The organism is Paenibacillus glycanilyticus (assembly GCF_051200795.1).
Taxonomy (GTDB): Bacteria; Bacillota; Bacilli; order Paenibacillales; family Paenibacillaceae; genus Pristimantibacillus; species Pristimantibacillus glycanilyticus.
The window spans coordinates 266,481-279,056 of the sequence record NZ_CP195155.1; the positions used below are offsets into that span (position 1 = coordinate 266,481).

The window sequence follows — 12,576 nt, forward strand, 5'->3', positions numbered from 1 at the left end:
TACTACAGTCGAATGTATCCATTTACGCGAAAACCATTGGCAATGGCCTTATATTTAGGAGGATTCTAATGAGCGAGTTGAAGTGGCAGATTTCGAACTGGACGTTTAAGAATAGCGAAGAGCAAGAGTGGAAGCCGGCTTTTGTGCCGGGCTGCGTGCATACGGACCTGCTGAAGAACGGCCTGATTTCCGAGCCGTTTGCCCAGACCAACGAGAAGGACCTGCAGTGGATTGATAAAAAAGGTTGGGAATACGAGTCCGTATTCGACGTTCCGGGCGAACTGCTTGGACATGCTAAGCTCGAGCTGGTGTTCGAGATGCTGGACACGTACGCGGACGTTTATTTGAACGATGCTTTAATTTTGTCGGCGGACAATATGTTCCGCACCTGGACGGTTGACGCGAAGCCTTACGTCCGGGAAAAAGGCAACCGCTTGTACGTTCGCTTCCGCTCCCCGATTGAAGAGGGATTGGCTAAGCTGGAGTCTTACGGTCCCGGATTGCCGGCGCCTAATGACGACTCTGTCACCGGAGGCCTTGAAGACAAAAAAGTAAGCGTATTCTCGCGCAAAGCGCCGTATCATTACGGCTGGGACTGGGGTCCGCGGTTTGTCACAAGCGGGCTTGGCCGGCCGGTTTATTTGCGGGGCTGGAGCGGTGCGCGAATCACGGATCTGTATGTGCAGCAGGATGATGTGACGGCGGCTGAGGCAAAATTAACCGTTCAGCTTGCGGTGGAATCGGAGCACGGCGGCGAGTTTGAGCTTAAGCTGCATGACGATAACGGACAGGAATGGACCCGCAAGGTCGTACTTGAGAGTGGCGCGCAGACGGTTTCTTGGCCGCTTGCAATTGAAGAGCCGAAGCTGTGGTGGTCGCGCGGTCTAGGTGAGCCTCATTTGTATACGTTTACAGCTCTTCTCTTGCAAAAGCGGGAGGAACTGGCTCGAGCTTCCGCAGTGACGGGGCTGCGTTCCGTTAAGCTTATCCGCAAGCCGGACGAGCATGGATCGTCGTTCTACTTCGAGGTTAACGGTATACCCGTCTTTGCGAAAGGCGCTAACCATATTCCAAGCGACAGCTTCTTCGCCGAAGTAACCGATGAACGTTACCGCCACGAGATTGCAAGCGCGGTGGAATCGAACTTCAATATGCTCCGCGTATGGGGCGGGGGCTTCTACGAACAGGATATTTTCTATACCCTATGCGATGAGAACGGGCTTCTGGTCTGGCAGGACTTTATGTTCGCCTGCAGCATGTATCCCGGCGATGAAGCATTCCTGAGCAGCGTGCGCGCGGAAGCGGAGGACAATGTGCGCCGTCTGCGCAACCATCCAAGCATCGCGTTATGGTGCGGCAACAACGAAATTGATGCGGCCTGGTCGCAATTCGAGGAGGATAAAGGCTGGGGCTGGAAGCGGCTGTACACCGCCGAGCAGCGGGAGCAAATCTGGGCCGATTACGAGGCTGTCTTCCATCAGGTGCTGCCGGAGGTTGTGTCGGCGATGGCGCCGAACGTTGAATACTGGCCGTCATCGCCGATGCAGCGCCTGACGGGCAATAGCGAGCAGCATGCGACCAACAACTCCTCGCATGGCGATATCCACTATTGGGCGGTATGGCATGCCCAGGAGCCGTTCGAACAGTATAACCAGAATATCGGGCGCTTCATGAGCGAGTACGGCTTCCAGTCCTTCCCGGAATACAAGACCGTGCGGGCTTATGCGGAAGAGAAGGATATGGCGCTCGATTCGGAGGTGATGCTGCATCATCAGAAGAATGGCCGGGGCAACTTCCTGATCAAAGATTATGCGGACCGGTACATGAAACAGCCGAAGGATTTCCCTTCCTTCCTCTATATCAGTCAAGTGCTGCAGGCCGAAGCGATGAAGCAGGCGATTGAGGCGCACCGCCGGAGCATGGACTATTGCATGGGATCGCTGTATTGGCAGATTAATGACTGCTGGCCGGTGGCTTCTTGGTCGAGCATGGATTATTACGGCAGATGGAAAGCCGCTCAATATCTGATCAAGAATAGCTTTGCCGATGTCTTGTTGTCCTTCGACCAGAAGGAGGACGTAACGAACCTTCATGTCGTATCCGACCTTGGACAGTCCATTGACGCCGTGCTGGAATGGAGTTTGCATGAGCTCGACGGCTGCCTGCTGAAGTCGGGCTCCGAGACGATTGCCATTGGCGCCCGCTCGGCTAAGCCGGTTCTCTCTCTATCGGCCGAACAGCTTGGCGTGTTTGATCCGAAGGGCACGGTACTTGTCGGACGCCTGATTCAAGCTGGTCATGAGCTGGCGAGCTCCAAGCATTATTTTGTCTACACGAAGGAGCTTGCGCTTACGGATCCCGAGATTGCGGTGGAAGTGGCTGCCGGCAGCGAAGGAACGGCCTTCATATTAACGGCCAAGCGGCTGGCCAAGCAGGTCTGGGTGCAAGCGGAGGAGGAAGGGATCTTTACGGATAACTTCTTCGATCTGATCCCGGGTATCCCCGTAACGGTTCAGTTCAAGAAAAAAGCGGCTGATCAAGTGTTGTTCGTCCCTGCATCGCCGGGGCAGGTAACCGTGCAGTCGATGTTTAACTACGCGAAGTAAGGAATATAAGATGCTCCATCGCTGCATTTGCGATGGGGCATCTTTTTTTTGCTGGCCGGCCGGAGGATGCGCATAAGACCCTGGCAGGGTCTTATGCGGCACGGGAACCGATGGAAGGCGATCAATAAGACCCTGGCGGGGTCTTATTGATTCGTAATAGGCACAATTTGGTGCTGAAACGGGCTGCGTGCAGCGAGATAAGACCCTGGGAGGGTCTTAAGCATGGCAAGAACGGAAGAAAGACAAACGATAAGACCCCGGTAGGGCCTTATCGTTGCTATATTGGCAGTCTCGAGTGCCGAAGTGGGCATAGGCATGGGAAGTTAAGGTCCCTAAGGGACCTTAAGCAAGTAAAAAGAGTAGTTAGTTAAACGGTTAAGGCCCTTTAGGAACGTTAAAGCCGCTATAGTGGCGGTCTCAAGCGCCGAAGCGGGCGTAGGCATGGCACCGGAGATCGGACCTCTCGGACAGCTTCGGTCATGGTCAGGAGTCAGCCGGTCTTTGAGTTACCTAACCGTTTCCTCCATGCTCATCCAATTATACTGCTTGACCTCCGTTTGGGAGACGAGCCTTCCATTCTTGTAAACACGCTCGCGTTCCGGGCGTTCATATAACAGGGATCTTGCATCTTTGGCGCTGCAGACGACTAAATCCGCATCGGCTCCAATGCGGATTCCGTAACCGGAAAGGCCTAGAGCTGCAGCAGATCCGTGCGTTGCCATGTTCACAAGCTGCCTGGCGTCTTTCGCACTGCCTAAATGAGAGGTCTGCGCGAGCAGCAATCCGACATCCAGCGGGTCCGTCGTCCCGAACGGCGTAAACGCATTTTGGACATTATTGCTTCCGTAGATCACATTTACGCCATGCTTAAGGAGCAAGGAGATTGGCGTAAGTCCGCGGTAATCCCCTTTATGTTCTCCTCTACCATTTAAGTACAAGTCGGTTAAAGGCAGGCTGATGACATGAATTCCTGCCTCGGCAATGCCAGCGGCAATTCTCTCGGCTTCCGCATGCCCGGCAGCCCCGAGGGAAGTCAGGTGTCCGACGCTCACTTGGCCATTCATTCCGAATTTCCGGGTGGCCTCAATCACTTCTCTAATGGCAAGCTGTTTGGGGTTATCGGAGAAATCGACATGCAGGTCAACCGGAAGTCCGTATTGCTGCGCCAGACGGAATACGAACTCCAGATGGTCCCCTACATCCGCATCCATATAAGTAATTCCGCCAATCGCATCGGCCCCAAGCGCTACGGCCTGCTTCATTAACAAAGGCATTCCCTCGTCATGGAACAAGCCATCCTGCGGGAAGGCGACAACCTGCAGATCGATTATTCCTTTCAGCTGCTTCTTAAGATTCACCATGGCTTCCATAGAAGTTAACCCAATGACCGGGTCCACCTCCGCATGGCAACGCATATGGGTAATTCCTTTGCGTACCGCCTGCTCGATAATGCGCATAGCCCTTTCATAAATATCCTCCGCCGTAAAAGATTGCTTCAGGCAAGAGGTTACCTCGATAGCTTTGCGAAGCTCCGTGATATCCTCGGACATTCGTTCCAGCAGCAAAGCTTTATCCAAATGAATATGCGGCTCTACCAGACCGGGCAACAGAAGCTTTCCATCCAAGCTGCACACCTCCTTGCTCTCGGGGGCAGCATCGGAATGATTAGCGATATACGTAATTTTCCCGTCCTTTACACCAATATCTCGAAGCGAGTCCGAATGCAGGCCAGCCGATTTGACGAATAAAATATCCAGCATAACGATCATCCTTTGTGTGAGTTTATATTACATATAAATATGCTAATTAACATTATGCCGAGGGGGAGAGGAGCTGGAAAGGCTGGGAAAAGCGATTTTTAGCTATGCACAATTGAAAGGGTTTCCTTTATGTCGTGTTATAAAAGTTAACATACATAATTGACGGATTACAGCTATCCCCCGCATAATTCGAGTAAGACAAAGAACGCAAGCCATTTACCTCACACAAACAAATAGTAAATTGAGCGATAACGGTATCAGGGGGAAATCGCATAATGGAGAAACGACTGCTTATTCAGCAAGTAAACATGAACGGACGCATAGGAACGCTGATCATTGAAAAGGGCCGTGTTGCGAAGTTTGATTCCTCCGAGGTTGCTCCGGGGCTGGAGGATTCCGTGTGGAACGCTCGAGGCATGCTGTTGCTGCCGGCTTTCCGGGACGCCCATGTTCATCTCGATAAAGCCTTTCCGCCGGATCGCTGGATTTCCCGGACGCCGGTCTCCTCCATTCTGGACCAGTTCCAGCTGGAAAAGGAGCTGCTGGCAAGCTGCAAGAACCGCCGCAAGGAGCTGGCCGTCAGGACGCTTGAGGCTATGCTTGCGGCGGGTACGGTGGAAGCGAGGGTTCATGTAGACATCGATCCGGATATTGGCCTGTCCCATCTGGAACTGATGCTTCAATTAAAAGAAGATTTCGCTTCAAGAATGGCCATCGAGCTTGTTGCTTTTCCGCAGCAAGGCCTGCTCCGTTCGCAATCCACGCCTTACATCCGGGAAGCCCTGCGAATGGGTGCCGACCTGGTCGGCGGAGTGGATCCGGCTGGCGTCGACCGCCACGTGGAGCTATCCCTGCACACCATGTTCGAGCTTGCTGCGGAATTTGATAAACGGATTGATCTACACTTGCATGATCCGGGTCACCTAGGCGTGTATACCATCGAAAAAATGCTGGAGTATTCCGCAGAGGCCGGCATGAAGGGCAAGGTGACCGTCAGTCACGCCTATGGGCTTGGCGAGGTAGATACCGGGCTTGTTGCGGAACTTGGAAGCCGAATGGCGGGGGAAGAGATGGATCTGGTGACAAGCGTTCCGATCGATACCGCAATGCCGCCGGTTCCGCTGCTTGCGAAGCAGGGTGTAAAGGTATCGCTTGCAACCGATCATACCGGACTGGACGCATGGACGCCGTACGGTCATCCGGATATATTGCGCCGAGGCAGACTGTTGGCGGAGAAGCAGGTATGGAATGATGACCTCCGCATGGCTTCGGTCTTTCAATGGATGTCTAACGGCTCGCTGGAGCTCAAGGCGGGCGATGCGGCGGATTTCGTCCTTGTGCATGCGTTGAACGCGCCGCATGCGCTGGCAGCTTTGCCAAAGCGGCAGTTGGTCTGCAAGGCGGGCCTTCCGGTTGCCGGAGCCCTGTGGCAAGGCAAGAGCAATGATAACGCTTGGAACAACATTCCCGAAAGGAGCGAATCGCCCGATGAATACGACAGCTTATTTGGAGACTACCGCTGAGGCGGAGGCTATCCGGATCCATGACGTTGTTAAGCAATACGAGAATGGCACGCTAGCGCTCAGCGGCATTCATCTCTCCATCAGAGAAGGCGAGTTTGTTTCGCTGGTCGGTCCGTCCGGTTGCGGCAAATCCACTTTGCTTCGCATTATGGCCGGTCTTGATCAAGCGACTTCAGGCCAAGTGCAGCTTCAGGCCGGTTCCGCTGCCAACAAAGAGCAAGCAAGCTTCGTTTTCCAGGAAGCGAATCTGATGCCTTGGCGTACGGTTCTGGCCAATGTTGCCCTGCCTTTAGAAATAAGCGGCGTCCCGTCTGAGGAACGAAAAGCCCGGGCTATGGCCTCCTTGGAAAAGGTTGGCTTGGCGGGGTATGCAAGCAGCTATCCGCGCCAGCTGTCCGGCGGGATGAAGATGAGGGTATCCATTGCCCGGGCGCTTGTGTCCGAACCAAAGCTGCTGTTCATGGATGAACCGTTTGGCGCTTTGGACGAGATGACGAGGCACCGGCTGCACGAGGAGCTCCTCAGCATCTGGAGCCAATCCAAGCTGACGATTGTTTTTGTTACGCATAGCGTATTTGAGGCTGTGTATCTGTCGGGGCGCGTGGTAGCGATGGAGGCGCATCCGGGGAGAATCAAGCAGGTGGTTCCGATTGAAGAGGCGTATCCGCGAACGAATGCCTTTATGACTTCTCCTGTATTTGGAGAAAAGGTTCGATTGATAACCAATACATTATCCTAACGGCCCGGAAAGAGGTGGACAGTAATGATGCAGGCAAACGGACAAGCGACAACGAATTCCGTGACCATGATGGCTAAAGACGGAGTCCCGTCCATAGGCGGGTCTACGAAGAAACACCGGCAGCTCGTCTATAAGACTGCAACACCCGTTGTTTTTATTCTTTTTCTTCTGGCGATATGGCAGCTTGGCGTGCGGCTTTTAAATACGCCCAAATATCTTCTTCCGGCACCCTCCGATATTTGGCGTGCGGCGCTAAAGGGATTCCCGGATCTGCTTCAGGCAGCGGGCAATACGTTTGCGGCGGCGCTGCTCGGCTTCCTGCTTAGCGTATTGCTCGGCACCGCCGTCGCTTTGCTGATGATGGCGTCCAAATGGATCCGATGGGGGATTCAGCCTTACGCGGTTGTGCTGCAGACCATTCCCGTCGTCGCGATCGCTCCGCTGGTCGTGATCTGGCTGGGCCCGGGGATGAACTCCATCATTTTCATTTCGCTTATCGTCGCGATTTTCCCTATTATTTCCAACACGAACCTGGGATTGTCCTCCACGGACCGCAATCTCGTTCAGCTTATGCGGATGTATAAATCGGGTACGTGGACGACCGTCTGGAAGCTCCGTTTTCCGTACGCTTTGCCCTATATGCTCGGGGGGATGAAAATCTCCAGCGGCATGGCGGTCATTGGCGCTATTATTGGTGAATTCGTAGCCGGTATCGGCGGGGGGAAAGGCGGATTAGGCATGGCCATTACCTCGGCTGCCGTGCAGATGCAGACCTCGTTTCTGTTTGCCTGTACGATTGCGGCTTCGCTGCTAGGAATGGCTTTCTATCTGAGCGTTGCAGCGATCTCCCATTTCACCCTGCGCCATTGGCATGAGTCGGCGATTGGATCGGATAAGGATTAACTGCGCGAGGAATAATCGGCATCCATTAAATGAGGATATAGGGGGACATGACAATGAAGAAGTCGTTATTATTCAAAACCGGGTTTATAGCTGCGATAGCAGTGGCATTAACGGCCTGCTCCAGCAATGGAGGCAGCAGCGCGGCTTTCTCGCCGGATAAACCAGCCAAGGTCATTCAACAAATGAGCTGGTTCGCGCAGCCGGAGATGGGCGGTCACTTTGCGGCGTTATCCGGAGACATTTACAAAAATGCCGGGCTGGACGTAACGATCCAGCAAGGCGGCCCTCAAATATCCAACGTGCAGCTTGTGGCTTCCGGCAAAGTCGACTTCGCCATGTCCCAAGCCGACGAGGTCATTCTGGCTAGACAGGAAGGCATCCCGGTAGTGGCGGTCTACGCGGATTTGCAGACCAATCCTCAAAATCTGATTTTCCATAAGGGGTCGGACATTAACAAAATCGAAGATCTGAACGGCCATAACGTCTATGTGGCGACAGGCTTCCCGTACTGGCAGTATCTTGCATACAAATATAAGCTGAACAATGTAAAGATCCAAGCTTACAATGGCTCGCTGGCAGGATTCGTGGCGGATAAAAATGCCGTGCAGCAGGGCTATGCGACGAACGAGCCGTTTGTGCTGAAATCACAGAATGTGGACGTGGATTGGTTCCTCAACGCCGATCTTGGCTATAATCCTTACGGCAACGTAGTCATTACGACGGAGAAAATGATTAAAGAAAAGCCGGAAGTGATTAAAGCGTACTTAAAAGCCACAACAGAAGGCTGGGATTACTATTATAAGCATGGCGATGAAGTGAACAAGGTTATTAACAGCTACAACAAGGATTACGCCCTCGATCATCTTGCCTATGCGCAAGGCGTGGCGAAGAATTTCGTATTCGGCGGGGACGCCGCTTCCCACGGTACGGGTTACATGTCGGAGGAGCGCTGGACAACGCTGCTTGGTCAGATGAAGGAAGCGGGCCTGGTGACAAAGGATTTGAAAATAGATCAATTCTACACGAATGAATTTTTGCCTGAAAAATAGTCAGGGCTTGCATAGTCCGGGTTCCTCCAAATGGGGGAGCCCTTTAGGCTATTTAAGCCGCTACAGCTAGCGGGAGGGGATTCTATGTTATTGACCGTTGAAGAAGCCATGCGCGTCTATCCTTTATCCGAAGGAAAGCTGGTCGCCGGAAGGGCCGGAGGCTCCCGGCCGCTTAAATCGCTTAATATTATTGATGCTCCCGACTTTGTGCAATGGGCAAAAGACGGGGATATGTTTTTTACGACTGCCTACGTATTCAAAGACTCCGTAGAGGATGCCATTGCTACGATAAGAAGCCTGCATCAGCGGCATTCCGCCGGTCTTGGCATTAAGCTGGGCAGGTTCTGGTCGGAGATGCCCGCTGCGCTTATCGAAGAAGCGGATGCGCTTGGATTTCCTTTAATCGAGCTGCCTTACCCGTTCGCTTTCTCCGATCAGATCAACGGGCTGCTGCAGGACGAGATCAACCGCAATACGTCATGGCTTAAGCGGGTCGTCGAGAAGCAAAAGCGATTAATGAAGGTTGCTCTCTACCAAGACATCGCGGATAATCCGTTTCAGCGCATAGCTTCGGTCATGGAATACCCGATGGCGATTGTGGGCGGAAGAGGCCACATTCTATTTAATGACTCCGACTGCTCGGAGGGGGAGCTGATGGGCGAATGGCCCTGGAAGCCGGAGCCGCGCAGAATAACGAAGACTGACCGGCAATTATATCGGCTGCCGTTATTTCATGGGGATGATTGCATTGGATTTGCCATCTTTGTGCTGCCGGTCGATTACTTGCCGAAGTCCGAGGAGGGATTATTCCATCAAGCCTCGGAGATGCTCGCTTATTACTTGTCCAAGATGATGGAGAATGGCTCGGAGACATTCTGGCATCAGGAGCTTGGCGCAATCATCAATCATTATCTGGAGGCAGGCGCCTCTCTGGATACGGTGCTTCATCAGGCGGAAAAGGCCGGCGTGCATGTATTGGACAGCCGATTCGTCTGCGTATTATGTACGGCCGAAGAGGTGGAAGGAAACCGGTTGAAGCCGACCCGGCTTAAGGCTGTGCGGCAGGAGCTGGAATTCAATCCGGCCATTCGCGATAAAAGGGGCTATCATGTTGTAACGGAGGCAGGGCTATTGTCGATCTACCCGGTGACCAGCGCCGGGACGATACAGGCGCTGGCGTCCTCTCTTGAGGCGGTGAGCCCAAAGGATAGGTTGATTCAATTTGCCTTTAGTACGCCAAAGGATACAGCCATGCAGTTTGCCGAAGCGTTTGACGAATGCAAGGAAACGATTAAGCTGAGCCGGAAGCTGCGGTCGCGGGAGCAGATTTTGCATTTCGACACGATACAGATGGCTCATTTATTCCAGTTTGTTCCGGAGGACAGCATGCGTCATTACTGCAGGCATGTTCTGGGGCCGCTGCTCGACAGCGATTCCACCGGGGCGCAGGATATGCTTCAAACGCTGGAAGCGTTTGTGGGGAACGAGGGCTTGCTTGGCGACACGGCCAGGCAGCTATATGTTCACAGGAACACGGTAAGCTATAGGCTGGAGAAAATGAGCGAGCTGCTTGGCCTGGACTTCAAGAAACCGAATGATTTCATGAAGCTTCGCCTAGCTGTACTATTTTTGCGAATGACGGATTAGCGGTAGCGGATTTCTAACCCTTTCTTAAGGTTGGTCCTGTACAATGGGGCGAGCGATTATGATTAGAAGAAAGGGCAGATAGCCTTGCGGATACTAATGGTGGAAGACGAGAGACCGCTTCGCGATGCCATCGCGACGGTTCTGAAGGAAGAAGCTTATCAGGTCGATGAAGCCGATAACGGGCTGGAGGGGCTGTATTTGGCCGATCAGCGCATTCATGACTTGATTATTCTGGATATTATGCTGCCTGGCATGGACGGGGTAACCGTGCTGAAGGAGCTGCGCGAAAAAGGAAATGCGGTGCCTATTCTGCTGCTGACGGCGAGGGACGGCGTAGAGGACCGGGTGCTTGGCCTGGATGCGGGCGCCGATGATTATATGATTAAGCCTTTTGCCATGCGGGAGCTGCTGGCCAGGCTTCGCGTGCTCATGCGGCGACAGCTGCGGGGAGCAAAGGACGGGGAGCTGACCTACGGCAGCCTCTCGGTTAAATGTAACTTCATGGAAGGATACGCGAACGGCGAGGCGCTGAAGCTGACGGCCAAGGAATTCGAGCTGATTGAGTTTCTGCTGCTGAACCGGGAGCAGATTCTGACGAAGGAGCAGCTGCTTGACCGCGTATGGGGGATTGATTCGGATGCGAGTCCGGGGGTAGTGGATGTGTACGTCCATTATTTGCGGAAAAAGCTCACGCCTTCCGGCTGCGACCGTTATATCCATACGATCCGCGGAGTCGGGTATATGCTGAAGGAGAGGGCCCAATGATCAAGCGTACCCGAATGCAGCTGACGATCCGCAACGCGGCGGTTTTATCCATCCTTCTTATTTCGCTGAACGCGTTTGTATATTTTGTGATGAAAGACATGATGTTCTCGCAGATTGACAAATCCCTGACGGGAGTGAGCAATCAGTTAACGGTGGCGGGGATTGCCTCGAAGACGACCTTGCAGGCTCTGCCGTCGCTTCAGACAAAGCCGTCCGTCATTTATCAGGTGGGCCAGATGAATCGTCCGGTGTTCCAGCTGTTCTGGACGGAGGACAATAAGCCAATCCAGATACCCGCGGCGGGCATGTTTGGGGAAAAGGATCTGAATCGCCTGCAGCCCGACAACTTCGGGGATCATCCCGAGACGGTCAAGCTGGGGGATCAGTATTACCGGGTATTTAACGGCAGCAAGGAAACGGCTGCTCCGTTGATATACAGCAGCATTGGCGGAGAGGTGCAGGTTGGCGTGAAGCATCAGCTGCTTACGAACATATCGGCGGAGGTAAGCATGCTGAACCGGCTGCGGATGATTCTGCTCCTCGGCGGTTTTATCGGGCTGCTTGTCGCCGTTGCGGCGGGTTATTATTTGGCCAACCGTTCGCTTATTCCCATCCGCAACTCAATGGAGAAGCAGCAGCAGTTCGTCTCGGACGCCTCGCATGAGCTGCGCACGCCTTTATCGGTAATTCAAGCCCATGCGGAGCTGCTGCTCCGTCATCCGGAGCATACAATCGAGCAGGACAGCAAGCATATTTCCATGGTGCTGCAGGAGACAAGGCGGCTGGGCAAGCTGGTCAGCGGACTGCTCATGCTGGCGCGCTCCGATTCCAATCAGCTGGAGCTGGATAAGAGGCCTATCTATATGGAGCGAATTGTGCAGGACGGGATCGGCAAGATGACGATGCTGGCGGAAGTGAAGGATATTATTTTGCGCGGCGAAGTGGAGTCGCCTGTCCTGCTCCATGCCGATGAGGAACGGCTGCATCAGCTGCTTATGGTGTTAATGGATAATGCCATTAAATATACGCTGGAGGGCGGCGTAATAAGGGTAGCCTGCCGCAAGCTGGCGCATACCGTTTACCTCGAGGTCGAGGATACGGGAATCGGCATCCAGCCGGAGCATCTCCCGCATATTTTCGACCGTTTCTACCGCGGGGACAAGGCACGGACGAGACAAGAAGGCGGAACGGGATTAGGCCTTGCCATTGCCAAATGGATCGTCGAACGCCACGGCGGCAAAATCCGCATCGAGAGCAAGCCCGCCGTCGGCACGCGGGTATTGGTGACTTTGCCTGCTGGATGAATGATAAATAAGAGAACGTCCTTACTGTCCAAGCGGACAGTTGAGGGCGTTTTTTTCGTTCATCGCCGACGAATGCCTCGCGCCCAACCACGAATGGATAAGTCGTGGAGTCGCCATGCGCCTACGTTGCACGAAATGCAGCGTATGAGCCTCGTTTAGCCCGGTAACCCCAAATACGCTGCAAGGAATGCAGGATATCGGAGGAAAACAGCGCAAACAAGCTCCATCAGGCGAGTTATCCTGCATTTCGTGCAGGATAGGATCTCCAATCGGCTATAAG

General features: G+C 53.6%; 9 protein-coding genes. 8 read left to right on the plus strand and 1 reads right to left on the minus strand.

Annotated elements, in window-relative coordinates:
* Positions 1-68 precede the first annotated feature (68 nt).
* A complete protein-coding gene (locus ACR9FF_RS01375; protein ID WP_435168368.1) occupies positions 69-2,606 on the plus strand; it encodes a beta-mannosidase in 2,538 nt (845 codons plus the stop codon).
* A gap of 506 nt (positions 2,607-3,112) precedes the next feature.
* Here the strand turns inward: ACR9FF_RS01375 and ACR9FF_RS01380 are convergent.
* Positions 3,113-4,366: an amidohydrolase family protein gene (locus ACR9FF_RS01380; RefSeq protein ID WP_435168370.1), complete on the minus strand. Its 1,254-nt coding sequence runs from the start codon at positions 4,364-4,366 to the stop codon at positions 3,113-3,115.
* Between the two features lie 275 nt (positions 4,367-4,641).
* Here ACR9FF_RS01380 and ACR9FF_RS01385 point away from each other — a divergent pair, with 275 nt between their 5' ends.
* From ACR9FF_RS01385 to ACR9FF_RS01415, 7 genes are all read left to right on the plus strand, one after another.
* The gene (locus ACR9FF_RS01385) at positions 4,642-5,889 is read left to right on the plus strand and encodes an amidohydrolase family protein (protein WP_435168372.1); all 1,248 of its coding nucleotides are present in this window, start codon (positions 4,642-4,644) and stop codon (positions 5,887-5,889) included.
* The gene (locus ACR9FF_RS01390; protein ID WP_435168374.1) at positions 5,855-6,628 is read left to right on the plus strand and encodes an ABC transporter ATP-binding protein; all 774 of its coding nucleotides are present in this window, start codon (positions 5,855-5,857) and stop codon (positions 6,626-6,628) included. Before ACR9FF_RS01385 ends, ACR9FF_RS01390 begins: the two co-directional genes overlap by 35 nt.
* 24 nt (positions 6,629-6,652) lie before the next feature.
* Complete coding sequence (locus ACR9FF_RS01395) at positions 6,653-7,531, plus strand: ABC transporter permease (RefSeq protein ID WP_435168376.1); 879 nt, start codon at positions 6,653-6,655, stop codon at positions 7,529-7,531.
* A 53-nt stretch (positions 7,532-7,584) separates the two neighbouring features.
* Positions 7,585-8,580 (plus strand): ABC transporter substrate-binding protein, encoded by a 996-nt coding sequence (locus ACR9FF_RS01400; RefSeq protein ID WP_435168378.1) that lies wholly within the window; start codon positions 7,585-7,587, stop codon positions 8,578-8,580.
* Between the two features lie 84 nt (positions 8,581-8,664).
* On the plus strand, positions 8,665-10,227 hold the full coding sequence (locus ACR9FF_RS01405; RefSeq protein WP_164775583.1) for a PucR family transcriptional regulator: 1,563 nt from the start codon (positions 8,665-8,667) through the stop codon (positions 10,225-10,227).
* Between the two features lie 84 nt (positions 10,228-10,311).
* Positions 10,312-10,992 carry a response regulator transcription factor gene (locus tag ACR9FF_RS01410; protein ID WP_435168381.1) on the plus strand — a complete coding sequence of 227 codons (681 nt, stop codon included), beginning with the start codon at positions 10,312-10,314 and terminating at the stop codon, positions 10,990-10,992.
* Positions 10,989-12,296 carry a sensor histidine kinase gene (locus ACR9FF_RS01415; protein ID WP_435168383.1) on the plus strand — a complete coding sequence of 436 codons (1,308 nt, stop codon included), beginning with the start codon at positions 10,989-10,991 and terminating at the stop codon, positions 12,294-12,296. Before ACR9FF_RS01410 ends, ACR9FF_RS01415 begins: the two co-directional genes overlap by 4 nt.
* Positions 12,297-12,576 lie beyond the last annotated feature (280 nt).